At 72.7% G+C, this 26128-nt stretch carries 25 protein-coding genes; 16 read left to right on the top strand and 9 right to left on the bottom strand.

Features of this window, described 5'->3' with window-relative positions; all coding sequences use genetic code 11:
* Positions 1–28 precede the first annotated feature (28 nt).
* Positions 29–1210 (bottom strand): homogentisate 1,2-dioxygenase, encoded by a 1182-nt coding sequence (locus GA0070216_RS18880; RefSeq protein WP_091247587.1) that lies wholly within the window; start codon positions 1208–1210, stop codon positions 29–31.
* A 95-nt stretch (positions 1211–1305) separates the two neighbouring features.
* Here GA0070216_RS18880 and GA0070216_RS18875 point away from each other — a divergent pair, with 95 nt between their 5' ends.
* From GA0070216_RS18875 to GA0070216_RS18855, 5 genes are all read left to right on the top strand, one after another.
* Entirely contained in the window at positions 1306–2199 is an 894-nt protein-coding gene (locus tag GA0070216_RS18875) for a hypothetical protein (RefSeq protein ID WP_091247584.1), read from the top strand.
* Positions 2196–3392: a fumarylacetoacetase gene (gene fahA / locus GA0070216_RS18870; RefSeq protein ID WP_091247581.1), complete on the top strand. Its 1197-nt coding sequence runs from the start codon at positions 2196–2198 to the stop codon at positions 3390–3392. The genes GA0070216_RS18875 and fahA overlap by 4 nt, the downstream gene beginning before the upstream one ends.
* Before the next feature lie 311 nt (positions 3393–3703).
* Positions 3704–3913, top strand: coding sequence for a DUF397 domain-containing protein (locus GA0070216_RS18865; protein WP_091247579.1), 210 nt, complete (start codon positions 3704–3706; stop codon positions 3911–3913).
* Positions 3914–4021: 108 nt separating this feature from the next.
* Entirely contained in the window at positions 4022–4504 is a 483-nt protein-coding gene (locus GA0070216_RS18860; RefSeq protein WP_091247577.1) for an SRPBCC family protein, read from the top strand.
* A 140-nt stretch (positions 4505–4644) separates the two neighbouring features.
* The gene (locus GA0070216_RS18855) at positions 4645–5892 is read left to right on the top strand and encodes an outer membrane protein assembly factor BamB family protein (protein ID WP_091247575.1); all 1248 of its coding nucleotides are present in this window, start codon (positions 4645–4647) and stop codon (positions 5890–5892) included.
* Between the two features lie 99 nt (positions 5893–5991).
* Here the strand turns inward: GA0070216_RS18855 and hisC are convergent, their stop codons facing one another.
* From hisC to hppD, 4 genes are read right to left on the bottom strand one after another with little or no spacing between them, the layout of a single operon-like run.
* Complete coding sequence (gene hisC / locus GA0070216_RS18850) at positions 5992–7095, bottom strand: histidinol-phosphate transaminase (protein WP_091247573.1); 1104 nt, start codon at positions 7093–7095, stop codon at positions 5992–5994.
* Positions 7092–8147, bottom strand: coding sequence for an RDD family protein (locus GA0070216_RS18845; protein ID WP_091247570.1), 1056 nt, complete (start codon positions 8145–8147; stop codon positions 7092–7094). Before GA0070216_RS18845 ends, hisC begins: the two co-directional genes overlap by 4 nt.
* A gap of 40 nt (positions 8148–8187) precedes the next feature.
* Positions 8188–8943 (bottom strand): RDD family protein, encoded by a 756-nt coding sequence (locus GA0070216_RS18840; protein ID WP_091247568.1) that lies wholly within the window; start codon positions 8941–8943, stop codon positions 8188–8190.
* A gap of 11 nt (positions 8944–8954) precedes the next feature.
* Positions 8955–10160, bottom strand: a complete 1206-nt coding sequence (gene hppD, locus GA0070216_RS18835) for a 4-hydroxyphenylpyruvate dioxygenase (protein WP_091247566.1) — start codon at positions 10158–10160, stop codon at positions 8955–8957.
* A 140-nt stretch (positions 10161–10300) separates the two neighbouring features.
* Between hppD and GA0070216_RS18830 the strand changes: the two genes are divergently transcribed.
* The 5 genes from GA0070216_RS18830 (at position 10301) to GA0070216_RS18810 (ending at position 16541) form a co-directional block, all read left to right on the top strand.
* Positions 10301–10789, top strand: coding sequence for an Lrp/AsnC family transcriptional regulator (locus GA0070216_RS18830; protein ID WP_091247565.1), 489 nt, complete (start codon positions 10301–10303; stop codon positions 10787–10789).
* 163 nt (positions 10790–10952) lie between these two features.
* Positions 10953–12404: an outer membrane protein assembly factor BamB family protein gene (locus GA0070216_RS18825; protein ID WP_425413168.1), complete on the top strand. Its 1452-nt coding sequence runs from the start codon at positions 10953–10955 to the stop codon at positions 12402–12404.
* 67 nt (positions 12405–12471) lie between these two features.
* Positions 12472–14139 (top strand): fumarate hydratase, encoded by a 1668-nt coding sequence (locus tag GA0070216_RS18820; RefSeq protein WP_091247563.1) that lies wholly within the window; start codon positions 12472–12474, stop codon positions 14137–14139.
* Positions 14140–14766: 627 nt separating this feature from the next.
* Positions 14767–15009: a hypothetical protein gene (locus tag GA0070216_RS18815; protein ID WP_091247561.1), complete on the top strand. Its 243-nt coding sequence runs from the start codon at positions 14767–14769 to the stop codon at positions 15007–15009.
* A 131-nt stretch (positions 15010–15140) separates the two neighbouring features.
* Complete coding sequence (locus tag GA0070216_RS18810) at positions 15141–16541, top strand: class II fumarate hydratase (RefSeq protein ID WP_091247938.1); 1401 nt, start codon at positions 15141–15143, stop codon at positions 16539–16541.
* A 115-nt stretch (positions 16542–16656) separates the two neighbouring features.
* Here GA0070216_RS18810 and GA0070216_RS18805 read toward each other — a convergent pair whose 3' ends face one another.
* The gene (locus GA0070216_RS18805) at positions 16657–16899 is read right to left on the bottom strand and encodes a hypothetical protein (protein ID WP_091247935.1); all 243 of its coding nucleotides are present in this window, start codon (positions 16897–16899) and stop codon (positions 16657–16659) included.
* A 624-nt stretch (positions 16900–17523) separates the two neighbouring features.
* Between GA0070216_RS18805 and GA0070216_RS18800 the strand changes: the two genes are divergently transcribed.
* The 3 genes from GA0070216_RS18800 (at position 17524) to GA0070216_RS18790 (ending at position 19169) form a co-directional block, all read left to right on the top strand.
* Positions 17524–18336, top strand: coding sequence for a helix-turn-helix domain-containing protein (locus GA0070216_RS18800; RefSeq protein ID WP_091247559.1), 813 nt, complete (start codon positions 17524–17526; stop codon positions 18334–18336).
* Positions 18327–18509, top strand: a complete 183-nt coding sequence (locus GA0070216_RS18795) for a DUF397 domain-containing protein (RefSeq protein ID WP_091247557.1) — start codon at positions 18327–18329, stop codon at positions 18507–18509. The genes GA0070216_RS18800 and GA0070216_RS18795 overlap by 10 nt, the downstream gene beginning before the upstream one ends.
* Before the next feature lie 78 nt (positions 18510–18587).
* Positions 18588–19169: a GNAT family N-acetyltransferase gene (locus GA0070216_RS18790; RefSeq protein WP_245722586.1), complete on the top strand. Its 582-nt coding sequence runs from the start codon at positions 18588–18590 to the stop codon at positions 19167–19169.
* On the opposite strand, the gene GA0070216_RS18785 is transcribed toward GA0070216_RS18790, so the two are convergent.
* Positions 19126–19674 carry a CGNR zinc finger domain-containing protein gene (locus tag GA0070216_RS18785; protein ID WP_091247555.1) on the bottom strand — a complete coding sequence of 183 codons (549 nt, stop codon included), beginning with the start codon at positions 19672–19674 and terminating at the stop codon, positions 19126–19128. The two genes, GA0070216_RS18790 and GA0070216_RS18785, sit on opposite strands and share 44 nt — an antisense overlap.
* Before the next feature lie 77 nt (positions 19675–19751).
* Here GA0070216_RS18785 and GA0070216_RS18780 point away from each other — a divergent pair, with 77 nt between their 5' ends.
* The 3 genes from GA0070216_RS18780 (at position 19752) to GA0070216_RS18770 (ending at position 23308) form a co-directional block, all read left to right on the top strand.
* Positions 19752–20714, top strand: coding sequence for an EamA family transporter (locus GA0070216_RS18780; RefSeq protein WP_091247553.1), 963 nt, complete (start codon positions 19752–19754; stop codon positions 20712–20714).
* Positions 20715–20837: 123 nt separating this feature from the next.
* Entirely contained in the window at positions 20838–21527 is a 690-nt protein-coding gene (locus GA0070216_RS18775; RefSeq protein WP_091247931.1) for an HAD family hydrolase, read from the top strand.
* An 89-nt stretch (positions 21528–21616) separates the two neighbouring features.
* Positions 21617–23308: a S8 family serine peptidase gene (locus tag GA0070216_RS18770; RefSeq protein ID WP_176739041.1), complete on the top strand. Its 1692-nt coding sequence runs from the start codon at positions 21617–21619 to the stop codon at positions 23306–23308.
* 202 nt (positions 23309–23510) lie between these two features.
* Here the strand turns inward: GA0070216_RS18770 and GA0070216_RS18765 are convergent, their stop codons facing one another.
* The gene (locus tag GA0070216_RS18765; protein ID WP_091247550.1) at positions 23511–24854 is read right to left on the bottom strand and encodes a hypothetical protein; all 1344 of its coding nucleotides are present in this window, start codon (positions 24852–24854) and stop codon (positions 23511–23513) included.
* 574 nt (positions 24855–25428) lie between these two features.
* A complete protein-coding gene (locus GA0070216_RS18760) occupies positions 25429–26106 on the bottom strand; it encodes an IclR family transcriptional regulator (RefSeq protein WP_091247549.1) in 678 nt (225 codons plus the stop codon).
* Positions 26107–26128: the final 22 nt, after the last annotated feature.

Raw genomic sequence — 26128 nt, 5'->3', positions numbered from 1 at the left:
GGCGTCCAGGGCGGTCCCGGCGGGACGGTCAGGGGTGGCGGGTCCAGGTCCAGGCGTAGCCGGGGTCCTCGCACTCCACGGCGGCGTCGCAGAGGTCGAGCGGGCGGAAGGTGTCGACCATGACGGCCAGCTCGTCGAAGAAGTCGACGCCGATCGACCGCTCCGCCGCGCCGGGCTGCGGGCCGTGGGTGAAGCCCGACGGGTGCAGCGAGATCGAACCCTGCCCGATGCCGGAACCGCGCCGGGCCTCGTAGTTGCCGCCGGTGTAGAAGAGCATCTCGTCGGAGTCGACGTTGTGGTGGTGGTACGGCACCGGGATGGCGTCCGGGTGGTAGTCGACCTTGCGGGGCACGAACGAGCAGATCACGAAGTTCGGGCCCTCGAAGGTCTGATGCACCGGCGGCGGCTGGTGGAGGCGGCCGGTGATCGGCTCGAAGTCGTGGATGGAGAACGCCCACGGGTACTGGTGGCCGTCCCAGCCGACCACGTCGAACGGGTGGTGCGCGTAGACGTGCCGGGTCCAGGCGGTGCCGGTGGCCCGGGAGCGGTGCCGGACCAGCACCTCGACGTCGGCGCCGTCGACCAGCAGCGGCGCGTCCGGCCCCCGGACGTCCCGCTCGCAGTACGGCGAGTGTTCCAGGAACTGGCCGCGCACCGACAGGTAGCGCCGGGGTGGGCCGATGTGCCCGGTGGCCTCGATGGTCAGCAGCCGGACCGGGGTGTCGCCGGTGGGGACCAGCCGGTGCACGGTCGAGGTGGGGATGACGACGTAGTCGCCGGCGACCAGGTCGAGCACGCCGAAGCTGGACTCCAGCCGCAGCGTGCCCGCCTCGACATAGAGGCACTCGTCGCCGGTGGCGTTGCGGTAGAGCGGGGACGGCCGGTCGGCCAGCGCGTACCCGATCCGGACGTCGTCGTTGGCGAGCAGGTGCCGCCGGCCGAGCACCGGGTCGGCCCCCGCGCCGTCGAGCTGGTGGGTACGCAGGTGGCGCGGCTTGAGCGGATGGTTCGGCAGTCGGGTGTGCCCGGGCGGGGTGAACTCCTCGGCGGCGACGATCGCGGTCGGCGGATACCGGTGGTAGAGCAGGGACGAGTCGGAGGAGAAGCCCTCCTGGCCCATCAGCTCCTCGGTGTAGAGGCTGCCGTCGGGTTGGCGGAACTGGGTGTGCCGCTTGCGGGGCACCTCGCCGACGCTGCGGTAGTACGGCATGTCGCCTCCCGTAATGTCCCGATATCCGGCCGGTGACGTCCGATAATCGGACGTCACTGTCCGTTCCTTGACAGCGTCCCGTAGATTCTTGTCTCGTGTCAACGCAGGTCCCCCGCCTCCTCGCCGGACTCGTCGACGACGCCGCCGTCTTTCCGCCCGGCAGCGCGTCGCTGCCCGACGCCGTCACCGCACACCGCGAACACCGCGCCGCCTGGTACGCCGACCTGGTCGGCCCGCTGCTGGTGCCCGCCTCCGCCGTCGCCGACGACGCGCTGACCGACCTGACCGAGGGCTTCCCGGTCGGGCTGATCGGCGACACCGGCATCGCCCGGCTGCCCGCCGCGCTGGCCCGCCTCGCCGCCGCCGGCATCGTGGTCCGGCAGGTCGAGGCGGCCGTCGCCCGACGCGGCGAGGACCCGCAGCCCGGCCTGGCCGAGCTGCTCCGGCTCGCCGGGGCGGGGGCGGACCCCGGCCGGGAGCCGACCCGGCCCGGCGAACCGGCCGGCTACTGGTACGCCGAGCTGCCGCTGACCTTCGGCCTGACCGCCGCGCTGGACACCCTCGCCGGGGCCCGTGCGGCCGGCGTGCCGATCGCCGCGAAGTTCCGCACCGGCGGACTGGCCGCCGAACTCTTCCCCACCCCGGTCGAGCTGGCCGCGGTGATCTGCGCCTGCCGGGACCGGGACCTGCCATTCAAGCTGACCGCCGGCCTGCACCACGCGGTACGCCACCTCGACCCGGAGACCGGCTTCACCCACCACGGCTTCGGCAACGTGCTGGCTGCCACCCTGGCCGCCGCCGCCGGTGCCGAGGTGGACGCCGTCGCCGTGCTGCTCGCCGACACCGACGCGGTGCGGCTGGTCGAGCCGGCCCGGGCGGCCCGCGACACCGACCGCCCGCTGTGGATCGGGTTCGGCTCGTGCAGCGTCCGGGAACCACTGACCGATCTGATCCGGCTGGGGCTGGTGAACGGGGGATTCGACCGATGAGCTGGGTGACGGGCGCGGACGGCTCGCCGTACGGCGTGACCAACCTGCCGTACGGGGTGTTCCGGCACGGCGGGCAGCCGCCCAGGATCGGCGTACGCGTCGCCGATCTGGTGTTCGACCTGGCCGGCGCGGAGTCGGCCGGGCTGGTGCTGGCCGCCGGGGCGTTCGGCCGGCCCACCCTCAACGACTTCATGGCGCTGGGTCGCCCGCAGTGGACGGCGGCCCGGCAGCGCCTCGTCGAGCTGCTCACCGACCCGGCGCACCGACCCGCCGTCGAGCCGCTGCTGGTGCCGCTGGCCGAGGTCGAGCTGCTGCTGCCGTTCGAGGTGGCCGACTACGTCGACTTCTATTCCTCGGAGCACCACGCCGGCAACGTCGGGCAGATCTTCCGCCCCGGCCAGCCCCCGCTGCTGCCGAACTGGAAGCACCTGCCGATCGGCTACCACGGCCGGGCCGGCACGGTGGTGGTCTCCGGCACCCCCGTCGTCCGGCCGACCGGGCAGCGGGCCACCGACCAGGGCCCGACCGTCGGCCCGTCGGTACGCCTCGACATCGAGGCCGAGGTGGGCTTCGTGGTCGGGGTGCCGAGCGCGCTGGGCGACCGGGTGCCCACCGCCGACTTCGCCGACCACGTCTTCGGGGTGGTGCTGGTCAACGACTGGTCGGCCCGGGACATCCAGGCCTGGGAGTACCAGCCGCTCGGGCCGTTCCTCGGCAAGTCCTTCGCCACCTCCGTCTCCGCCTGGGTGACGCCGCTGGACGCCCTGGCCGACGCGTTCGTCCCGGCCCCGCAGCAGGACCCGCCGGTGCAGGACTACCTGCGGCAGACCCCGCACCTGGGGCTCGACCTGCGGCTGTCGGTCGAGTGGAACGGCGAGCAGGTCACCGCGCCACCGTTCGCCGGCATGTACTGGACGCCCGCCCAGCAGTTGGCCCACCTCACCGTCAACGGCGCGTCCCTGCGGACCGGCGACCTGTACGCCTCGGGCACCGTCTCCGGCCCCGAGCGCGGCCAGGTCGGCTCGTTCCTGGAGCTGACCTGGGGTGGTGCCGAACCGGTCACCATCGGCGGGGACACCCGCACCTTCCTGGCCGACGGGGACACCGTCACCCTGCGGGCCACCGCCCCCGGCCCGGACGGCACCACCGTCGCCCTCGGCGAGGTCACCGGGCAGATCCTGTCCGCCCGCTGACCCACCGGCCCGGCTTCGACCGGCCCGGCTCCATCGCGCCCGCCTACGCCTGGGCCAGCTCCTACCGGCCGGGTGTCGGTCCGGTGGCAACCTGTCCGGCGTCGGTCCGGCTTCGACCGGCGGGGCACCGCTCCGCTGCCGGCCCGACCGTCCGGCACCGGGTCGTGCCGGTCGCACCGGCTGTCCGATCGTCCGCGCCTCCTGCCGCGTTTGTCCCTCGGATTCCGTCGACACACCCCGCGTCGCCCGCCTCCCGTCGGCGGCGTGGGGTGCGTCGGCGTGACACGTCCCAGCGGACAGGAGGTAGGAGCATGAACGATCTCGTCGGCGCGGTGTGGCGCACCAGTAGCCGGTCGAACGACCAGGGGCTCTGTGTGGAGGTGGCGGACAATCTCGTCCGTACCCGAGCAGTGGTCGGGGTACGCGACTCCAAGGACCCGTCGGGTCCGGCCCTGGTCATCGGCCCACCGGGTTGGACGGCGTTCGTCGACGCCGTCCGGGAAGGGCTGTTGCGGCCCTGATCAACCCCGTCACCGGTGCCTCGGTAGGGGCACCGGTGACGGGAATTTCATCGTCCGGCCCCCCGCTGGCCGCTCACCCGCCGTACCGTGGACGGCACGGGAGGTGTCATGTCGACGGTTGCGGTCACCGATTTCATCGAGGCGCCGGCCGTCGACGTGTGGGCGCTCCTGACCGATCTGCCGGTCCGCGTCGACTGGCTCTGCACGGTCAGCGCCGTCGAGCTGCTCACCCCCGGGCCGCTCGGCCCAGGCACCGCCTGGCGGGAGACCCGCACCCGGCCGGACGGTGGCGACCAGGCGGAGGAGTTCCTCGTGCTGGCCGCCGAGCCACCGCACCGGCTGGTGCTCAGCTCCCCCGGCATCGGGGTGGACTACCGGATCACCTGGACCCTGCGCACCGTCCAGCGCCGTCGCCGGGGTTGCACCGCCCTCACCGTCGAGCACCGGGCGCTGCCGACCGCCCCGTACGGTCGGATGTTGGCGCTGCTCTTCGGCGGTCTGGCCGCCCGGACGGTGGAGGGCGCGATCCGGCGGGACCTGACCGCGCTGGCCGCCACCGTGCGCAGCGCCGGCCGGGCCACCGCAGCCTGACCTCGCGCCCCGCCTCCCCCGCCCGCACTCCCCCGTCCGGTGTCCCGCCGGAGCCGGTTCGGGAATCCTTCGCGCGACGCGGCGTGACCTGACCGGTCCCGAGGGGGGACGCCTGGGTAGGGTGCCGGGCGGAGGTGGGCATGGGAATCCCGAAGGGACGGCGGCGACTCGTGGTCGCGGCCACCGCGCTGCTCACCCTCGTGGCGGTCGCCGGTATCGGCTACCGGGTGCTCGCCCCCGCCGAGGTCGTCACGCCCGCCCAGGGTGCACCGCCGCCCGCCGGCACCCCCGCGATCGGGGTGGTGGGCCGGCTGCCGGTCGCACCCCTGGTGGTGGCGGGACGGCTCCGGGTCTATGCCGCCGAGCGTCAGCTCTATGCCGACCAGCCCGCCGACGGCCGTAACCGGGTCACCCCGTTCTGGTCGTACCGGCGCTGGCCCGCCTCGCTCGACGGGGTGCTGGCGGCCGGCACGACGGTGCTCAGCCACTGGTCGGACGGGAAGCTGGTGGCGCTGGACGCGCTCACCGGCCGGGTCGCCTGGCGGGCCGACGGGCCGACACCGGACGACACCCCGCCCGCCCGGCGCACCGGGGCGGCCACCGTCTGGGACCCGCGTGGGATCTCCGTCGCCCCCGCCCCGGCGGGCCGGACGGTGCTGGTGGTCTCCGGGGCGGGCAGCCTGCGCGGCTACGACATCGCCGACGGACGGGCGCTCTGGCGGGTCGACGGCGACCGGGACTGCCGCACCGACCTGGGCACCACCGCCGCCGGGCAGGTCTTCTCCGTCGACTCCTGCGGTGGGCCGACGGCGGTCGAGTTCCGGGACGTGTCCACCGGCACGGTCGCCACCCGCTGGCGACCGCCGGACGCCCCCGACCGGTTCACCGTCACCCCGGTCGGCTGCCTCACCCCCCGGTCGCAGTGCCGAGGGTTGCGCACTGACGACGGCTCCGGCGGTCGGGGCTGGCAGGTCGGCCCGGGTGCGCCGATGGCCGCCCCCGCCCTGGCCGCCGCCGACAGCACCCTGGTCGGTGAGCTGGCCGTCGGCGACGACGGCGGGGTGCTCAAGGGGCGGGAGGCACGCAGCGGCAAGGAACGCTGGCAGCGTGGCGACCTGGGCCCGGTGACCGTCCTCGCCACCGAGGCCGGCCGGCTCTACGTGCTGACCGAACGCCGGGAACTGATCACCCTCGACCCCGTCACCGGTGCCCAGCGGTCCCGGTTCCCGATGACCCCCGGCCGGGACGGCATCGGCTGGAAACCCGGCCGGGCGTATGCGGCCGGCGGCTACGTCGCGGTGGAGCGGCTGCGGGAGCGCGCCGACCCGGCCGACGACGACCAGGCGTACTTCCTGATGGCCGAGCCGGTGGTGCTCGCCGCGACCTGACCCGCCCCGGCGGGCACCGACCTGCCCCGCGCCCCGGCGGACCCTGCCTGATCTCGGACCCGCCGGGCCCCGACCTGCGCCGGGCCCCCGACCGACGGCTCAGGACAGGGCGGCCTCCGCGGCGGCCAGGAAGACATCGTTCTCGGCCGGGGTGCCGATGGTGACCCGGACCCCGTCCCCGGCGAACGGCCGGACGATCACGCCGCGCGTCTCGCACGCCCTGCCGAACGCCGCGGCCCGCTCACCCAGCGGCAACCAGACGAAGTTGGCCTGGCTGGACGGCACGTCGGGGACGAACTTGCGCAAGGCCTCGGTGACCCGGTCCCGCTCGGCGACGACCAGCGCGCAGCGGCGTTCGACCTCGTCGGCCTGGGCCAGCGCGGCCAGCGCACCCGCCTGGGCGGCGGTGTTGGTGGAGAACGGGGTGACCACCTTGCGGATGGCGGCGGCCACCTCGGGGGCGCCGACCAGCCAACCGATCCGCAGCCCGGCCAGCCCCCACGCCTTGGACAGGGTACGCAGCACCACCACGTTGGGCCGGTCCAGGTAGGTCAGGCCGTCCGGCACCGCCGGATCGGTGACGAACTCCCGGTACGCCTCGTCGATGACGACCAGCACGTCGTCGCCGACGGCGTCGAGGAACCGGTCCAGCTCCGGCTTGCCCACCACCGTGCCGGTGGGGTTGTTGGGGTTGCAGACCACCACCATCCGGGTCCGGTCGGTCACTGCCGCGGCCATCGCCGCCAGGTCGTGTCCGTGGCCGGCGTCGTTGGGCACCCGCACGCTGCTCGCGCCGCTGGTCGCCGCGATGATCGGGTACGCCTCGAACGAGCGCCACGAGTAGAGCAGCTCGTCGCCGGGCAGGCAGGTGGCCCGGACCAGGTGTTCGGCCATGGCCACCGACCCGCAGCCGGTGGCGATCCGGTCGGGGTCCACGCCGTACCGCTCGGCGAGCGCGGCGCGCAGCGCCACCACGCCCATGTCCGGGTAGCGGTGTGAGCCGGCGACCGCCTCGGTGACCGCCTCGACCACCCCGGGCAGCGGCCCGTACGGCACCTCGTTGCTGGCCAGCTTGATCGCCTCGGCCAGGCCCAGCTCGCGGGCCAGGTCGGCCGGGCTGCGCCCGGGTACGTAGGCGGGCAGGGCGTCCAGGTCGGCGCGGGTCAGCCGCAGCGGGGGCTGGTGACGTCCGGAGTCGGTCATGGGGTGTCTCCCTGGGGCTCGGGGTCGGCGCGGTCGGTGGGGGTGTCGGGGTCGTCGGCGCGCGGCACCTGCACCACGACCGTCTGGGCCCGCTTGTCGTGCAACGCCTGGCGCAGCGGGTGGTCGAAGAGCGCGGACACCGCGTCGACGAACTGGAGCAGCAGGCCGAGCCCGCAGCAGAACCACAGCAGGGTGGGCATGCCCATGGTGCTCCACCGCCGGGTGGCCCGGCCGAAGCCCAGCGGCTGGTCGGCGTCGAGCGGCACCGCCCGGATGCGCAGCAGCCGCTTGCCCAGGGTCTGCCCGCCGGAGGCCATTGTCGGCACCTCGTAAGCGAACCAGAGTGCGGTCGCGATGACCAGGATGGCGATCTGCAGGCCACCGGCCTGCTCACCGATGGCCGGCAGGCCCTCCCGTGAGGAGTCACCGGCCATCGCCCGGCGGACCGCCTCCCGCAGGTAGGGCGCGGTCTCCTCGAAGTACCGCCAGACGAACCAGCCGTTGACCACCGCGTTGAGCAGGAGAACGACCCCGAAGTCGATCAACCGGGCGAGCAGTCGGGCACCGTAACCGGCCAGCGGCACGCCGTGCGGGCGGGGCTCGGGCGGACGCCCCGGCCAGGTCGGGTACGGCCAACCGGGCGGCGGCCCGCCGGGCTGTCCGACCCCGTGGCCCTCCGGCTGCCCGGCCCCCGGGTGTACGGGCTGCCCCAGCCCCGGTTGCCCGGCTCCGGGTTGCCCTGCTCCCGGTTGCCCGGTCCACGGCATGCCCGGCGTGCCGGGTGCTTTGGGCCCGTCGGGCGGTGCGCCTGATGCACCGGGCTGACCGGGGGCGTTCGGGGTCCACGGGGGTGCCGAGGGCTGACCGGCTGCGGTCGGGCTGCCGGCGGCCGGGGCGGGCGGCTCTCCGACAGGCTCCGGTTCGGGCGGCGGCGGACCGTCCGGTGGGGTGGTGTGGACCGGGATCGGGGCACCGATCCAGCCCTCACCGTCCCACCACCGTCGGGTGGTCGGCTCGGCCGGGTCGACGTGCCAGCCTGGTTCCACGCTCACGGTCTGGCCTTGCGCTGTCCGGTGCGGTCGCTCTGGTCGCTCACCCGGCAACCTTAACGACGACGGTGCCGGCGAACTTGTCGTGGAGGCACTGCTGCCACGGCTTGTCCCAGAGCTGCCACAGCCCGTCCAGGTAGCTGAAGCCGGGAATGACCGTCCCGACGACCTGGTGGACGACCCACCGTTTGGCCGCCGCCTTGCGGGTCAGCGTGCCGGCCGGGTCGAGCGGCACCACCTGGAGCTTCATCGCCCGTTTGCCGATGGTCTGCCCGGTCTTGAACATCATCTCGACCAGGTAGAGGTAGCTCAGGACGAACATCACCAGGAAGATCACGGCCTCCAGCGCCAGCAGCGGCAGCAGGAAGCCGGCGAACGGGTCGGCGATGGGCTGGCCGTCGGGCCCGGTGCTCAGGTCCGGCAGGACCAGCATGAAGAAGACGATGAAGGCCGGCACGACGAAGACCAGGCTGGCCGCCCCGAGCACCAGCCCGTCGATGAGCAGGGCGAGCAGCCGGTCACCGAAGCCGGCCAGCGGCAGCCCGCGCGGTGACAGCGTCGGGGAGCCGGGCGGCGGCATACCGGGCACCGGTGGGTACCCGGGCAGCCCGGCGTACGGGCCGGGCGGCGTCGGGTAGGCACCGGGCCGCGGATACCCGGCGGGCGGGCCGCTGTACGGGCCGGGTTGCGGCGGCACGGCGTACCCCTGGGGGTGGGGGCCGCCGGGCGGGGCGAAGCCGCCGGCGGCGGGCGGAGACCCACCGGCCGGCGGCGTCGGGTACGTCGGAGGCTGCGTCACGCGAGACAGTGTTACAGGTTGCCGCGCGCTTCCTGCTCCCGCTCGATGGCCTCGAAGAGCGCTCTGAAGTTGCCCTTGCCGAAACCGAGCGAGCCGTGCCGCTCGATCAGCTCGAAGAAGACCGTCGGGCGGTCCTGCACCGGCTTGGTGAAGATCTGGAGCAGGTAGCCGTCCTCGTCCCGGTCGACCAGGATCTTGCGGGACTTCAACTCCTCGATCGGCACCCGCACGTTGCCGATCCGGGCCCGCAGTTCCGGGTCGTCGTAGTACGAGTCGGGGGTGTCGAGGAATTCGACGCCGGCCGCCCGCATCGCGTCGACGCTGGCCAGGATGTCGTTGGTGGCGACCGCGATGTGCTGCGCGCCGGGCCCCTGGTAGAACTCCAGGTACTCGTCGATCTGCGACTTCTTGCGGGCCATCGCCGGCTCGTTGAGCGGGAACTTGACCTTCCGGGTGCCGCTGGCGACGACCTTGCTCATCAGCGCCGAGTAGTCGGTGGCGATGTCGTCGCCGATGAACTCCGCCATGTTGGAGAAGCCCATCACCCGCTTGTAGAACTCCACCCACTCGTCCATCCGGCCGAGTTCGACGTTGCCGACGACGTGGTCGACCGCCTGGAAGAAGCGCTTCGGCTGGAGGCCGGCGGCGATCATCGGCTGCCGGTCGACGATCGGGCCCCGGGCCACGAAGCCGGGCAGGAACGGGCCGGTGTAGCGGGACCGGTCGACCAGGGTGTGCCGGGTGTCGCCGTACGCGGCGATGGTGGCGAGCCGGACGGTGCCGTGCGTGTCGGTCACGTCGTGCGGCTCGATGAGGCCGGTCGCGCCCTGGGCCACGGCGTGCGCGTAGGCGGCATCGACGTCCGGTACCTCCAGCGCGATGTCGCTGACCCCGTCGGAGTGCTTCGCGACGTGGTCGGTGCCGGCGGCGTCGGGGCGGACCGCGCCGGTCAGCACGAACCGGGCCGAACCGCTGGTCAGCACGTACTCGGCGTGGTCGCGGTAGCCCTGTTCCGGGCCCCGGTAGGCCACGCAGGTCATGCCGAACGCGGTGGAGTAGTAGTGCGCGGCCTGCTTGGCGTTGCCGACCAGGAAGTGCACGTGGTCGAGACCCTTGACCGGGAACGGGTCACGGGTGATGTCGTGGTCGACTGCGCCGACGAGCGTGTCGACGTCGATGTCCTCGGTCGACTGGGGTCGGTCGATCGCCTGGGTCACGGTGGCCTCCCTCGGTTGCGGCCGGCTTCGTGGGCCGGTGGTCCGACAGCTCTTCCAGGCAGCATCGCGGTGGCCCCATCCGCTGGGCAACCGTCACCTTTTTCCCTGGTCAGGTTGCGCAATCGGTAGGGTGTGCAGCCATGAACGCTGGACAGGGTGTACGGCTCGACGCGCTGGACGGCAGGCTGGTCCAACTCCTCGCCGACGAACCCCGGATCGGGGTGCTGGAATGCTCCCGCCGGCTCGGGGTGGCCCGGGGCACCGTCCAGGCCCGGCTGGACAAGCTGGTCGACCGGGGGGTGATCGGCGGCTTCGGGCCGGAGATCTCCCCGGCGGCGATCGGGTTCGCGGTGACCAGCTTCGTCACCCTGGAGATCAGCCAGCGGCACGGCCACGACACGGTCACCGCCCACCTGGCGGCGATCCCCGAGGTGCTGGAGGCGCACACCATCACCGGGGCGAGCGACCTGCTCTGCCGGATCGTGGCCCGCTCCAACACCGACCTGCAACGGGTGATCGACCAGATCGTCTCGTCCGAGGCGATCCGCCGGGCCTCCACGATCATCGCGCTCGCCGAGCAGATCCCCTACCGCACGCTGCCCCTGCTCCGCTCCGCCGCCGGGTCGTGATCAAGCCAATTGGGCTGATATAGCAGCATCCGAAGGCTGTGTTGGCGCTATATCGGCGATGTTGTGATGCGTCCGATCTGCCTGACGGGTGCGTCGTCCGCCAGGGAGAAAGCGGGGCGACACTCCGGCGCGGGGGCGGGGCGGGGAGGTGAACGTCGCTACGGTGTGCGGTGTGAAGGGCCTTGGCGGGGTGCGGGGAGGGCTGCTGCTCGGGCTCGTCATCGTGATCGCGCTCGCCGTCACCGGGGTGTGGAACCCCTTCCCCGGGGTGTGGGACTGGGTCGACCGCAGCGAGCCGATCTCCGAACCGGACGTGCTCTGGCAGCAGCGGGTCGGCGGCACCCCGAAGAGCGTCACGATCGTCGGCGACGCCGTCGTGGTCGAGCAGCGGACCCGCATCGAGGTGCGCAGCCTCGCCACCGGCGCCCCGCTCTGGGAGCGCAAGGCGGACTGGTCGGCGGTGGCCGGCGGCGACCGCGACGCCGTCGTCGCCGTGGGCAAGCTCCTGGTCAAGGGGTACGAGCTGATCGACCCCACCACCGGGGCGGTACGTCGGCGCGACAGCGACGCGGTGGCCGTCTGGACGTACCGGAACATGCTGCTGGACGCCCGGTGTGTGGCCGCCACCGACTGCACGTTGAGCGCCTGGGACCCGCGTGGCACCAGCCCCCTGTGGACGGCCTTCCTGCCCGGCGTCAGCAGTGGGCTCTTCGCCGACAACCCGGGCCTGCTCGGCACCCGGCGACTCACCGCGCAGCGGATCGACGAGGCGGTGGCCGGGCCGGAGGCGGTACCGCCGCTGCTCGGCTTCCCGGTGGACGGCCGGGTGCACGTGGTGGACACCGCCACCGGCCGGGTGGTGCAGAACGTCGAACCGGGCCGCGACGAGCGGTTGTCCGTGGTCGGCGGCCGGATGCTCAAGATCAGCGCGGTCTCCGTCGACGGTAGCTGCCAGTACGCCGTCTCGGCCCGGGACCCGGCCACCGGGCAGGAGGTGTGGCGGCGTACCGGGCTCAACCTGCGCACCGCCGACAGCGCCGGGTGCGTGCAGCGGGAGGACCCGCAGGGGGCCCGCAACGTGCTGATCGGGGTGGCCCCCGACGGGCGGGAAACGGTCCTCGACGGGTACGACGGCCGGCTGTTGCAGGTGAACGCCGAGGGGGAGAAGCTGCTCGCCGTCGACGACCGCTACGCCCTGGTGCGCAGCGCCGACAAGGATTCGGTCATCGCCCGGGAGTTGGGCACCGGCAAGGCCCGCTGGACCCGGCCGGCCGGCGCGAAGGCGGGCGCGGCGCTGACCCCGTACGCGGCGGTGCTGACCGGGGACAAGCCGAGCCGACTGGTGGCCGTGGACCCGCGTACCGGCCGGGAGTTGGTGGTGTTGCGGACCAGTGCCAACGCGCTCGCGGTCGGGCGCAACGGCATGGTCGTCGGCGAGGGCCGGGAGATCGGCTACGTCCGGTTCGGGGCGGGCGCCGGCGCACCGCCACCTGCCGCGCCGCCGGCCGGGTCGGACGGTGGCGGCGGTCCCGGCCCGGGGCGTACCGGTGGCGCACCCGACGTCGGGGACACCTGCGGACCGAAGCGGGAACTCTGCGCCAACGGCAACGGGTGAGAGCGGCGTCCCACGACCCACCCGGCGGGTGTCACCGATCGACCGGTCTGCCCTAGGCTTTTCCGACATGAGCAGTGCCGCCGCGTTCTCGTACGCTCCCTTGCTGCCGACCGGGCCCGACCAGACGGAATACCGCCTGGTCACCGACGAGGGCGTCGACGTCGTCCACGGGCCGGGGGGCCGCCGTTTCCTGACCGTGGAGCCGGCGGCGCTGACCGCGCTGACCGCCGAGGCGATGCACGACATCGCCCACTACCTGCGGCCGGCCCACCTGGCCCAGCTCCGCGCGATCATCGACGATCCGGCGGCCTCGCCGAACGACCGGTTCGTCGCGCTGGACCTGCTGCGCAACGCCAACATCGCCGCCGGTGGGGTGCTGCCGATGTGCCAGGACACCGGCACCGCGATCGTGATGGGCAAGCGGGGCCGGCACGTGCTCACCGACGGCGGTGACGCCGAGGCGATCTCGCGCGGGGTCTACCAGGCGTACACGAGGCTGAACCTGCGGTATTCGCAGCTCGCGCCGCTGACCATGTGGGACGAGCGGAACACCGGCAGCAACCTGCCCGCCCAGGTCGACCTCTACGCCGAGGACCCGGACGGTCACCCGGACGCGTACAAGTTCCTGTTCATGGCCAAGGGCGGCGGCTCGGCCAACAAGTCCTACCTCTACCAGGAGACGAAGGCGCTGCTCAATCCGACCCGGATGATGCAGTTCCTGGAGGAGAAGCTGCGGCTGATCGGCACCTCGGCCTGCCCGCCGTACCACCTGGCGGTCGTCATCGGCGGCACCTCCGCCGAGTACGCCCTCAAGACCGCCAAGTACGCCTCGGCGAAGTACCTCGACGCGCTGCCCACCCAGGGCTCGATGAGCGCGCACGGCTTCCGCGACCTGGAGTTGGAGGCCGAGGTGCTGGAGCTGACCCGCAACTTCGGCATCGGCGCGCAGTTCGGTGGGCGCTACTTCTGCCACGACGTGCGGGTGGTCCGGCTGCCCCGGCACGGGGCGTCCTGCCCGGTGGCGATCGCGGTCTCCTGCTCGGCCGACCGGCAGGCGGTTGCCAAGATCACCCCGTCGGGGGTGTGGCTGGAGCGCCTGGAGACCGACCCGGCGCGCTACCTGCCGGACGTCACCGACGAGACCCTCGACGCCTCCGACGTGGTGCGCGTCGACCTCAACCGCCCGATGGACGAGATCCGGGCCGAGCTGTCGAAGTACCCGGTGAAGACCCGGCTGTCGCTGACCGGCCCGCTGGTCGTGGCCCGGGACATCGCCCACGCCAAGATCGCCGAGCGGCTCGACGCGGGCGAGCCGATGCCGCAGTACCTGCGCGACCACGCCGTCTACTACGCCGGCCCGGCCAAGACCCCCGAGGGGTACGCCTCCGGCTCGTTCGGCCCGACCACCGCCGGCCGGATGGACGCGTACGTGGCGAAGTTCCAGGCGGCCGGCGGCTCCCAGGTGATGCTGGCCAAGGGCAACCGGTCCGGCCAGGTGACCCGCTCCTGCCAGCAGCACGGCGGCTTCTACCTCGGCTCGATCGGCGGCCCGGCGGCCCGGCTGGCCCAGGACTGCATCCGGCACGTCGAGGTGCTGGAGTACGCCGAGCTGGGCATGGAGGCGGTCTGGAAGATCGAGGTGGAGGACTTCCCGGCCTTCATCGTGGTCGACGACAAGGGCAACGACTTCTTCGCCGAGGTGACCAAGCCGGTGCTGACCGTGGGCCGCCGCTAGGCGGGCGCGTTCGCGGGTGGCTCTCGGCTGGCGGGAGGCAAGGCGATGCCCCGGGCCGCTTGCTGGCAGAGGCGGGCACCGGGGCTTACCCGTCACGGTTATCTGGTTCGGGGCTTGCCGTGGTGGAGCGGCATACATGTGCAGTGTTGAAGACTGATCGCTGAACGCGCGAAACCCGGCCCACCCACCGTCCGGAAGGCTGCCGGGTTGTACTTCCTACAGCCAGTGCCGCAGGCTCATCTGTACCAGCCGACTTGCGGCCGTCCGGTGGTGGAAGCGTCGGGGCGTTCGGGTCAATCCTGGCAGTGATACGTCCGGACGGCATAGAGCGCGGTTGCGCCCTCCCCTCGGTCTTGCTCGGCAAGCCGGAGATCTTTTACGGCGACCACGACGCGCTGCCCAGTTGCGCCACTGCCGGCGTCTACCCAAACCTGGACGGTTCCGTGTTCGGGTAGCTCCCGTGGTCCCACCGCCAGAACCTCTGATCTCGGCATGGAATCTCCTCCCGTAGTGCGCGACGGAATGCCAAGTACTTAATACTTAAGTTGGCCAAACGTCAAGCTATCGTTTGTGCCTAGTGTCGGGATGTATGGGTTGGCCTAATGCCCGGCCGGGGACGATGGCCGAGTGGCTAACCTGGAGTCAGCGGTACGGAAGCTGCGCGCGGCGCAGGCTGGTGTGCCCCGCGCCGAGGAGCGGGCCGCCAGACTCATCGCTGAGGCACGCGCCCAGGTGAAGGCGGCTCGTGCCGAGCTGGCCGAGGCGATCCGCGCCGCTGACCGGGACGGCACTCGTCAGGTCGACATCGTGGCGGCCACCGGCTACAGCCGGGAGCGAGTCCGGCAGATCATCCGCAACGGCGAAGACTGACCGCGTGGTGCCCGGCGTGGGCTGGCACGTCCCGGCCGGTGACGCCGGGGAGTCCTGACGCCTGAGCGATCTGCCCCACCTGAGCCGACGATCATCTGCGGGCCGGCGGTGAGCGGGGCAGGATGGGACGGGTGACGACTCCAGAAGCACCGGGCTACCGGATCGAACGCGACTCGATGGGCGAGGTGGAGGTGCCCGCCGAGGCGCTGTGGCGGGCGCAGACCCAGCGCGCGGTGCAGAACTTCCCGATCTCGGGCCGGGGCATCGAGCCGGCCCAGATCAAGGCGCTGGCCCAGATCAAGGGGGCCGCCGCGCTGGTCAACGGTGAGCTGGGGGTGATCGGCGCGGACGTCGCCGAGGCGATCGCCGCCGCCGCCGCGCACGTGGCCGACGGCGGGTACGACGACCAGTTCCCGATCGACGTGTTCCAGACCGGTTCGGGCACCTCGTCGAACATGAACACCAACGAGGTGATCGCCACCCTGGCCACCCGGGAGCTGGGCCGGGACGTGCACCCGAACGACGACGTGAACGCCTCGCAGTCCAGCAACGACGTCTTCCCGTCCTCGATCCACCTGGCCGCCACCCAGTTCGTGGTGGAGGACCTGCTGCCGTCGCTGAAGCACCTGGCGGGGGCGCTGGAGGCGAAGGCGGCCGAGTTCGAGACGGTGGTCAAGGCGGGGCGTACCCACCTGATGGACGCCACCCCGGTCACCCTGGGGCAGGAGTTCGGCGGCTATGCCGCGCAGGTCCGTTACGGCGTCGAGCGGCTGGAATCGGCGCTGCCCCGGCTGGCCGAGCTGCCGCTGGGCGGCACCGCCGTGGGCACCGGCATCAACACCCCGCTGGGCTTCGCCGGCAAGGTGATCGGGAAGCTGCGCACCTCGACGGGGCTGCCGTTGACCGAGGCCCGTAACCACTTCGAGGCGCAGGGGGCGCGGGACGCGTTGGTCGAGACGTCCGGCCAGCTGCGTACCGTCGCGGTCGGGCTCTACAAGATCGCCAACGACGTACGCTGGATGGGTTCCGGCCCCCGGGCGGGCCTGCGGGAGCTGCGCATCCCCGACCTCCAGCCCGGCTCGTCGATCATGCCGGGCAAGGTGAATCCGGTGGTCGCCGAGGCGGTGCGGCAGGTCTGTGCGCAGGTGATCGGCAACGACGCGGCGGTCGCCTTCGCCGGTTCGCAGGGCGACTTCGAGCTGAACGTGATGCTCCCGGTGATGGGCCGCAACCTGCTCGAATCGATCAAGTTGCTCTCCGCGTCCAGTCGGATCTTCGCCGACCGCCTGGTGGTCGGCCTGGTCGCGGACGCCGAGGTCTGCCTGGCGTACGCGGAAGGGTCGCCGTCGATCGTCACCCCGCTCAACCGCCACCTCGGGTACGACGAGGCCGCCTCGATCGCCAAGGAGGCGCTGGCGAAGCAGGTCTCCATCCGCGAGGTGGTGATCTCCCGGGGACACGTCGACTCCGGCAAACTCACCGAGACCCAGCTCGACGAGGCCCTCGACCTGCTCCGCATGACCCACCCCTGATCCGCCTCCGTCCCCGGCCGGCCGCCCGGGGACGGCGCGGCTTGATCGACTCCTGTGGGCCGATGTAGCGGTGCCAGCTGGATTCGATAGCGCTACATCGGCCCCCGTGAGTGGATCATGGCTCGGCAGGTGGGCGGGTGCGGGGGACCCAGGCGAGAAAGCGGGCGAAGAGGGCCGCCGGGTCGGGGCCGGTGTCGGGATAGAGGCGGTACAGGTCGGCGGCGGCGTCGTGCAGCACCGTGCAGAGATAGATGTTGAGCGCGACCCGGTCGTGGGCGTACTCGGAGACGAGGGTGAGTCGGGCGGCCCCGCAGGGCCACGGCGCGGCACACACCCGGCACAGCCAGAGCGGGCGCAGCGGTAGGTGCGGGCGCGGATGCGTCGGGCCCGGCCCGCCACGGCCGGCGGGTTCGGGTGGTCCACCGGTGCGGCGCGGCCCGTCCGGGCCGGCCGCCGGGCTCACCGGCGTCCCCGGTTGGCGCGCCACTCCTGGGCCAACGTGAGCCAGCCGACCCGCCCCACCCGGGGAAACGACACCGTGGTGTCCTCCCACCCGGGCGGGGCCGATCCGGTGCCCGGCGCGGCGGTCGGGGACGCGGCCGTTCCGCCGGGCGGGCGGGCGGCCGGTCCGGCGGTCGGGGGAGCGGGCTGCCCGGGTGGGGCCGCTTCGGGGCGCCGGGCGGGTCGGAATCTGCGGGCAAGCCGGTGTCGCCAGGTGAGCCGGGGCATCGCGTCGCCTCCATGGTGGGTCGGCTGGTCGTCTCCCCCGGCGGTGGGACCGCCGGCCGGGGAGCGGGCTGTCCCACCGCGACACCGTCGCGCCCGGAGGGTGGGGCGGTCGATGTCGCACTTCACAGTCTGCTGATGAAACCACTACCGTGTGAAGGATTGTTATCGGCTTCCGGACTTGTCCTGTGTTTGCGGCGTCCCTGGTCGGCGTGGTGTCGGAGTCGATCGTCGGGGCGCTGGAGGGCGGCTGGAGATGACGGACGGGCGGATGACGGCGGCGGCCTTCCTCGTCGCCGAGCTACGGCGGGCCCGGACCCGTCGGGGCTGGAGCCAGGACGACCTCGCCAAGGCGGTCAACTACTCGGCGTCGATGGTCAGCGCGATCGAGCTGGGCCAGCAGCCGCCCACCGCGAAGTACCTCGAACTGGTCGACAAGGCCCTCGACACCGGCGGCACCTTCAGCCGGATGCTCATCCAATTGGTCGCGCTCGACCGGGCGCAGGTGTGGCTTCGTGGTTGGCGCGCGATTCTCGCGGACGCGTGGGCACTGCGGTGGTTCGACCCGCTCCATGTTCCAGGGCTGCTCCAGACCGAGGCATACGCGCGAGCGGTCTTCGAGTCCGATCCGATGCTCGATCCGGAAGAGGTCGAACGCCGGCTGGCCGACAGGATGGACAGCCAACAGACGCTCTACACCGAACGACCCCCACGTCTCGTGGCGGTCCTGGACGAGGCCGTCCTGCGCCGGCGGGTCGGTGGCCGCAAGGTCATGTGCGACCAGGCTCTACACCTTGCGCGCATCGCCACGGAGCATCCGCAAATCCGACTACACGTGGTCCCTTCGTCGGCCGACGAGTATCCGGGCCTGAACGGGCCGTTCATCCTGGCGAGTCTGCCGGGCGACGTTGAGTTGGCGTTTCTCGGCGGTCAGATCGGCGGGCAGGAACTGGACGACCCGGCTGACCTCCGGCGTCTTCAGCGCACCTGGGAAGCTACCCTCGGCGTGGCCTTGCCACCGCAGGAGTCGATCGAGCGGCTAAGGGAATTGTCTGAGTCATGGAGTTGACCGGGGCTGGTTGGCGAAAGAGCCGCCGGAGTGGTTCTAACGATCAATGTGTCGAGGTGGCGACGAATCTGGTAGGGGTGGTCGGGGTGCGGGACAGCAAGGACCCGGCCGGCCCGGTGCTCACCTTTCCGGCGTACTCCTGGCGGGCCTTTGTGGCCGCCCCCCCGCGCTGACCTGCCCGGCCGCCGCTTGCCCGGCGCCGCCGGGATAACCGGTCGACCGGACGATCGGTGGCCGGCATGATCCGGGGCGTGACCGGTGTGGACGGGGTGCTGCTGACGACGGAACGGCTGCGGCTGCGCCGCTTCACCGGCGACGACGTGCCGCATCTGGTCGAGCTGGACAGCGACCCGGAGGTGATGCGGTTCCTCACCGGCGGGCGACCCACCCCGCTCGCCACCGTGCGCGACGAGCAGCTGCCCCGGCTTCTCGGCCAGTACGACCGGCATCCGGGGCTCGGCCGCTGGGCCGCCGAGGATACTGCCGACGGCGCCTTCCTGGGGTGGTTCGCGCTCGACCCGTCCGACGACGGTGCCGGGCCGGAGCTGGGTTACCGGTTGCACCGCGCGGCCTGGGGGCGCGGCCTGGCCACCGAGGGCGCCCGCGCGCTGGTCGGCCACGCCTTCGACATCCCGGGGGTACGCCGGGTCTGGGCGCAGACGATGGCGGTCAACGTGCGCTCCCGGGCGGTGCTGGCGAAGGCCGGCCTACGGTACGTCCGCACGTTCCACCTCGACTGGGTCGAGCCGATCGCCGGCACGGAGCAGGGCGAGGTGGAGTACGAGCTGCTCAGGGCCGACCACCGGCCGCCTTCCGGGCCCGGTAGGCGCTGACCGCGACCCGGTTGCCGCAGCCCGCCTCGCAGAACCGTCGGGACCGGTTCCTGGACAGGTCCACCAGCACGTTGCCGCATTCGGGGTGGGCGCAGTGCCGCAGTCGGCCCAGCTCGTCGCCGCGTACCAGGTCGGCGACGGCCATCGCCGCCTCGACGGCCATCCGGGTGGCCAACGGGGCGTCCCGGGGCACGGCGTGCACGTGGTAGGGCTCGTCGTCGTGCCGGACGAGCTGCGGCAGCGCCCGGGACTCGCGGAGCAGGTCGTTGACCACGGCGACGACGGCGTCCGGTTCGTCGTCCCAGAGCCGGCGCAACCGGGGGCGCAGCGCCCGGACGGCACGCAGCTCGGCCTCGGTGCGTTCGTGTCGACCGGTCCACCTGTTCGCGGCGACGAAGCGGTCCAGTGCGGCGATGTCGGGCAGCCCCTCACCGTCCCGGTTGTCGGTGTTGACCAGGGCGGCAGCGGCAGTCAGCCCGCACTCCGTGTCATGAGCGAAAAGCAACTTGACCCCTGTCGTCACCGGCCGCTAGCGTCACGAGCGTAATCCTACTTTGCTGATGTCATGCCGGAGGAGCCCCGATGCCGCCCCGATCCACCGCCGGCACCGGGCTGGCACTCGCCCTGCTCTCCGCCGTCACGTTCGCCACCTCCGGCACCTTCGCCCGCTCGTTGATCGAGGCCGGCTGGTCGGCCGAGGCCGTCGTGGTGGCCCGGGTCGGCCTGGCCGCCCTGGTGCTGGCCGTCCCCGCCGTGCTCGCGCTGCGCGGCCGGGCCGGGGTGCTGCGCCGCAACCTCGGCCCGGTCGCCGTCTTCGGCCTGCTCGGCGTCGCCACCGCCCAGGCGTGCTTCTTCAACGCCGTCCGCTACCTGCCGGTCGGGGTGGCCCTGATGCTGGAATATCTCGGCATCATCCTCGTGGTGGGGTGGCTGTGGCTGGTGCACGGGCAGCGCCCCCGCCGGCTCACCGTGGTCGGTTCGCTGGCCGCCCTGGTCGGGCTCGGCCTGGTGCTCGACCTGACCGGCGCGGGCCGCCTCGACCCGGTCGGCGTGCTCTGGGGGATCGGCGCGGCCGTCGGGTTGGCCGGCTACTTCGTCCTCGCCGCCCGGGTCGACGCCGACCTGCCCTCGGTCACCATGGCCAGCGGCGGGATGGCCGTCGGGGCGGCCGTGCTGGCCCTGCTCGGCCTGATCGGGGTGCTGCCGCTGCGGGCCACCTTCGGTGCGGTCGACTTCGCCGGGCAGCGCACCAGCTGGCTCGTCCCGATCGCCGGGCTGTCGCTCATCGCCGCGGTGGTGGCCTACCTGACCGGGATCGCCGCGACCCGCATCCTCGGGGCCCGGCTGTCGTCGTTCGTCGGGCTGACCGAGGTGATGTTCGCGGTGCTCATCGCCTGGCTGTTGCTGGGTGAGCTGCCGGTGCCGGTGCAGCTCGCCGGGGGTGCGCTGATCGTCGCCGGGGTGGCGCTGGTCCGCCTCGACGAGCTGCGCGAGGGCCGCACCGAACGGGCGGCGGAGCGGACGGACGAGCCGGCCCTGACCTGAGTCGGCCCTGACCTGAGTCGGGGCGGTCACGCGGCGCTGACCTGAGTCGGGATCGGCGCTGCCGTGACCGGGTGGCGGCCTGCTCGGCGTGGCCGGGTACGACGACGTGAGAGGGTGTCGGACATGCTCAGCGTGGTGGTGTTCGACGCCGACGAGACCCTGATCGACCTGCGCCCGGCGGTAACCGGTGCCCTGGCGGCCGTACTGGAGGAGATGCGACGCCGGACACCGGTGGCGGCCGGGGTGACCCTCGCCGAGGTGGAGTCCGACTGGCAGGCGGTCTTCGGGGCGATGACCGCCGCACCGGTGATGGAGATCCGCCGGGCCGCGCTGGCCCGGTCGCTCGACCGGGCCGGGCTGGTCGGCCAGCTCGACGAGTTCGCCGAACTCTTCTTCGCCCGACGGTACGCGCTCAGCCACCCGTACCCCGACACCCTGCCGGCGCTGGCCGCCCTGCGCGCCGACTTCACCCTCGGGTACGCCACCAACGGCAACAGCCGGGCCGAACGCTGCGGCCTGCCCGGCGTATTCGCCTTCGAGTTGTACGCCCACGAGGGCGGCCTGCCCAAGAAGCCCGACCCGGCGTTCTACGCCGCGATCGTCGATGCCGCCGGGGTGCCGGCGGAACGGATCGCGTACGTCGGTGACTCGCTCGCCCACGACGTGCTCGGCCCCCAGCAGTCCGGCATGCGCGGCATCTGGCTCAACCGGCTCGGTCTCCCGCTCCCCGCCGGGGTACGCCCCGACGCCGAGGTGGGCACGCTCACCGAGCTAGCGGCGGCACTGCGCAGCCTGCAACCGACGAATGCCTGATGCGGGACCAATTCGGATTTGTATCTGGCGGAATTGCCGCCGGTGCTATGGGATGGCTGCCACGTCCCTCAACGAGAGGATCTGATGTGGTGAGCAAGCGCTTCACCGCCGGAGCCGTCGCGACCGCGGCGGCCCTGGCACTTACGGTGACCGGCCTGACCGTCCCGGCCAATGCCGGGCCGACCACCAGCCGAACGTTCACCGTGGTGGCCGAGGACGGCGTCTCGGCGGATGCGGCCATCGCCGCGATCCGTGCCGCCGGCGGCACCGTCGTGTCCCGTACGGACGACGTCGGTCTGTACCAGGTCACCAGCGACCGGGCCGACTTCGCCGGCCGGGTCACCGCCGCTTCCGCGCTGGTCGGCGCGGCCGAGCAGCGGGCCATCGGCCGCAAGCCCAAGCTGGACCGGGTCGCGCAGGAGAACCTGCTGACCCAGACCAAGCAGGCGGTCAAGGCCAAGGGCAACGCCAACGGCAAGAAGCTCGACCCGCTCGACGACAAGCTCTGGGGCCTCGGCATGATCGGGGCCGACAAGGCCCGCAAGGTCATGCCGGGCGACAAGCGGGTCACCGTCGGCGTCCTGGACACCGGCGTCGACGCCAGCCAGCCCGACCTCGCGCCCAACTTCAACTGGGCGCTGTCGCGCAACTTCGCCCCGGACATCGCCGACATCGACGGCCCGTGCGAGGTGGCGAGCTGCCTCGACCCGGTCGGCACCGACGACGGCGGGCACGGCACCCACGTCGCCGGCACCATCGGTGCGGCGGCCAACGGCTTCGGCCTGTCCGGCGTCGCCCCGAACGTCTCCATCGTGGAACTCAAGGGCGGCCAGGACTCCGGGTACTTCTTCCTCAACTCGGTCGTCAACGCCCTGGTGCACGCCGGCAAGTCCGGGCTCGACGTGGTGAACATGTCGTTCTACGTCGACCCGTGGCTCTACAACTGCACCGCCAACCCGGCCGACTCGCCCGAGTCGCAGGCCGAGCAGCGGGCTGTCATCAAGGCGATGAAGCGGGCCCTGAACTTCGCCCACAACAAGGGCGTCACCCTGGTCGGCTCGCTCGGCAACAACCACGAGGACCTCGGCGCGCCCCGCACCGACGTGTCCAGCCCGGACTACGGCGCCGACCCGTACCCGCGCCCGATCGACAACAACAGCTGCTGGGACTTCCCGGTGGAGGGCCCGCACGTGATCGGCGTGTCCGCCGTCGGCCCGTCCGGCAAGAAGTCCGACTACTCCAACTACGGCACCGAGCAGATCTCGGTCGCCGCACCGGGTGGCTGGTTCCGGGACGGCTTCGGCACCGACACCCACCGCACCGACGGCAACATGATCCTCTCCACGTACCCGAAGAAGGTGCTCCAGGAGGAGGGTTCGGTCGACGAGAACGGCAACGTCGTGCCGGGCTTCGAAAACTCGGTGTTCAAGCAGTGCACCACCGCCGGTGAGTGTGGCTACTACACCTACCTCCAGGGCACCTCGATGGCGTCGCCGCACGTCAGCGGGGTCGCCGCGCTGATCGTCAGCAAGTGGGGCAAGAAGGAGGGGAAGGACGGCTACGGCCTGGCGCCGGCCAAGGTGGAGCAGCACCTCTACCGGACCGCCACCGAGCACGCCTGCCCGGAGCCGCGCCTGCAGAGCTACGCCAACGAGGGCCGCTCGGCCGAGTTCGACGCGTACTGCGCCGGCTCGCTGAACTTCAACGGCTTCTACGGGTACGGCATCGTGGACGCGAACGCCGCGGTGCGCAGCCCGCTCAAGCCGAACGTCGCCCCCTGACGCGGCTCTACACCCCAGGCTGAGGCCCGACACCCGGGCTGACGCTCGACATTCAGGAGAGGCCCGGACGACCTCGGTCGTCCGGGCCTCTCCGTGTCCGCCCCGCCCCGCCCCGCGTCCGCCCTGCGGTGATCGACTCCAGGGGGCCGATGTTGCGGTATCGGGGTAAGGGGATGGTGCAACATCGGGCCAAGAGAGTGGATCATCGGCGCCAGCCGCGTTCGGTGAGGACTGCGCGTACCTCGCGGACCACGGTGGGGAAGTCATCCCTCAGGCGGCGGCTTGTCACGTGCAGGACGATCCAGCCGGCGGTGACCAGTTGGTTGAGTCGACGGCGATCGCGGTGCAGTTGATCCGGACCGGTGTGCCAGTGTCCGTCGTACTCCACCGCCACCCGGAACTCCGGCCAGGCGAGATCGGGGTGCAGGACCAGACCCGACGGCAGCCGTACGGGAGGCTGCGCGACGGGCCGGGGCAGGCCGGCCAGCACGAGCCGTACCCGCAGGTGTGACTCGGGTGGCGATTGCGCGGCCGGATCGGCCAGGTCGAAGACCCGGCGGGCCCGGCGGCCACCCCGCCGGTCGGCGAAGTGCTGCGCGATCTCGGCGAGGGCAGCCGGGCTGGTCAGGCCCCTGCCGAGCAGCGAGTCGACGATGCCGACCGCGCGGACCGGTTCCAGCCATGCCGCCGTTTCCCAGGCGGCGAGCGTGGGGGACGACCGAGGTAGGGCGGGCGGTGTCGGGTGCGGGCCGGTTGGCGGTGGGCGGACGCCCGTCAGCGTTGCGGCGGTGACCGGGTTGGCCTCAGCCGACCCGGGGAGTGGTCTGTTCCGGCTGATCGGCACACCACTGCCGGCCCCTTCCGGAAGCGCGGCTGGGATGGTGGGCAGGGCCGGCTCGGGGTGCAGAGCAGGTGGGGTGGGGATAGCGGGCCAGGGCCGGGTTGGCGTGGTGAGACCGGCCGATGTGGCACGGTTCGCTGTCGCTGTCGCTGTCGCTGTCGCTGTCGCTGGTGTGGGTGTGGGTGTGGCGTCCTCGGGGAGTTGGCGGGAGGCATGCGGTTGCGCGAGAACCGCCGACCCGCCGGTGGCGGCAACGGTGTGCACCCGGATGCCGCCGGGGGAACCAGCCCATCCACCACCCGCGCCACGCCGAGCCCCACCTGCGCCGGGCCGGATCCCACCAGTAGAGGTGGGACGGGCCGTACCGGGATAGGCGGACGTGACCGCTCCCTGGGAGCCGACCCGGGCTGCCCGGGGCACCAGCACGTGCACCTCGTCACCGAAGCCGGCGGCATGCTCGATCCCGTGCAGGTAAGCCGCCGACGGGCCGGCGATCACCGTGCCGGCGGGCATCCGGAGGAGGGCGGCGCGGCAGGTCAGGGCGTGGTCCCGGTCGAGGCGGGCATCGGCGTAGACGTCGTGGCCGAGGCGAAGCCAGGACGCCCCGCGCAGGTGGTGGCGGGTGAGCAGGCCCTGCCGGATCGCGTCCGAGCCGCGGAACACCTGCCAGGCGAGGGCGACCGGGCGATGGGGTCGAGGTGGCATGACCCCAGCCTCGGGTCTCCCGGTCGCCCGGCGACACCCCTGTGGACAGCCACGCCTGCCCGCGAACCGGCCTCCTGTGGACAACCCCCACCACACGCCGAATCGTGGTACCGCGCCATCGCTCCCGGTCCCGGTTCCCCGCTCCCGGTCCCGGTTCCTCGCTCCCGGTCCCGGTTCCTGCTCCACCTCGGCTTTCGACTCCCGGTCGCGCCCCGGTTCCCGCCCGCTCCCGCTCGGGCCCGCCTGTTCCCGCTCGGGCCCGCCTGTTCCCGCACGCTCCCCCCGCTCCCGCTCGGGCCCGCCTGTTCCCGCACGCTCCCGCCCGGCCCGCTCCACTGGCCCGCGCCCGGGCCCGCTCCAAAGCCGAGCGGGCGATACGCCTTGATCCACTCATCGGGGCCGAAGTTGCGGGGTGGAGGTGGGCGGGATGTCGCTACATCGGCCCCGATGAGTCGATCATCCGGCGACGAGACAGGGCAGCGCAGGGCAGGCGGGGGCCAGGCCAGCCTCACAGTCAGGGCAGGGCAGGCGGGGGGCAGGACGGGTCAGGTCAGGGCTGGTAGGGCCGCTGCGGTCAGGACAGGGCGGCGGCGATCGTCCGGGCGGCGGTGGTGACCTGTGGGCCGACCGTGTCGACCGGCAGCGGGGCCAGCGAGATCACCCCGACACTCGCCTCCAGACCGGGCACCCCGAGCACCGGCGCCGCCACCCCGTACGCCCCGGTCTGGAGTTCCCCTGCGGTGCTCACCGGGGCCGCGTGGCCGGCCCGCCCGGCGAGGACGGCCCGCCCGGCGGCCCCGCGTTCCAGCGGGTGCCGGGTTCCCGGCCGGTACGCCACGTGGAACGACGTCCAGCTCGGCTCGACCACGGCGAGTGCCACCCCCTCGCCGCCCTCCACCACGGTCAGGTGCGCGGTCGCCCCGGTCTGTTCGGCGAGCCGACGTAGCGCGGGCAGCGCCCCCTCGGCCAGCAACGGTTGGGCCCGGCGGGCAAGGTGCAGCACGCCGACACCGAGACGCAACCGACCGTCACCGCCCCGGCGCAGCATGCCGTGTCCGGTCAACGCGCCGACCAGTCGGTAGACGGCGGCCCGGCCGATGCCGAGCCGGTGGGCGGCCTCGGTGACGGTCAGCCCGGCCGACGCGTCGGCGACCAGGTGCAGCAGGCGCAGGCCCCGGTCCAGGGTCTGCGCCGTCTCGCCACCCGCAGGCGCCTGGTTGCCCGGCTCACCGGGGGCTGCCGTCTTCTCCACAGCAGGAGCGTACGACCCGGCT

This window comes from Micromonospora matsumotoense (assembly GCF_900091525.1).
Taxonomy (GTDB): domain Bacteria; phylum Actinomycetota; class Actinomycetes; order Mycobacteriales; family Micromonosporaceae; genus Micromonospora; species Micromonospora matsumotoensis.
Note: the sequence above shows the minus strand (reverse complement) of the source record. Positions and strands in the feature narration are given on the sequence as shown.

Coding starts and splice junctions, on each gene's coding strand:
- GA0070216_RS18880 (WP_091247587.1), bottom strand. CDS start 1,210: ATGCCGTACTACCGCAGCGTCGGCGAGGTGCCCCGCAAGCGGCACACC.
- GA0070216_RS18795 (WP_091247557.1), top strand. CDS start 18,327: ATGGAGTTGACCGGGGCTGGTTGGCGAAAGAGCCGCCGGAGTGGTTCT.
- GA0070216_RS18865 (WP_091247579.1), top strand. CDS start 3,704: ATGAACGATCTCGTCGGCGCGGTGTGGCGCACCAGTAGCCGGTCGAAC.
- GA0070216_RS18775 (WP_091247931.1), top strand. CDS start 20,838: ATGCTCAGCGTGGTGGTGTTCGACGCCGACGAGACCCTGATCGACCTG.
- hisC (WP_091247573.1), bottom strand. CDS start 7,095: ATGACCGACTCCGGACGTCACCAGCCCCCGCTGCGGCTGACCCGCGCC.
- GA0070216_RS18860 (WP_091247577.1), top strand. CDS start 4,022: ATGTCGACGGTTGCGGTCACCGATTTCATCGAGGCGCCGGCCGTCGAC.
- GA0070216_RS18855 (WP_091247575.1), top strand. CDS start 4,645: ATGGGAATCCCGAAGGGACGGCGGCGACTCGTGGTCGCGGCCACCGCG.
- fahA (WP_091247581.1), top strand. CDS start 2,196: ATGAGCTGGGTGACGGGCGCGGACGGCTCGCCGTACGGCGTGACCAAC.
- GA0070216_RS18820 (WP_091247563.1), top strand. CDS start 12,472: ATGAGCAGTGCCGCCGCGTTCTCGTACGCTCCCTTGCTGCCGACCGGG.
- GA0070216_RS18800 (WP_091247559.1), top strand. CDS start 17,524: ATGACGGACGGGCGGATGACGGCGGCGGCCTTCCTCGTCGCCGAGCTA.
- GA0070216_RS18765 (WP_091247550.1), bottom strand. CDS start 24,854: ATGCCACCTCGACCCCATCGCCCGGTCGCCCTCGCCTGGCAGGTGTTC.
- GA0070216_RS18830 (WP_091247565.1), top strand. CDS start 10,301: ATGAACGCTGGACAGGGTGTACGGCTCGACGCGCTGGACGGCAGGCTG.
- GA0070216_RS18780 (WP_091247553.1), top strand. CDS start 19,752: ATGCCGCCCCGATCCACCGCCGGCACCGGGCTGGCACTCGCCCTGCTC.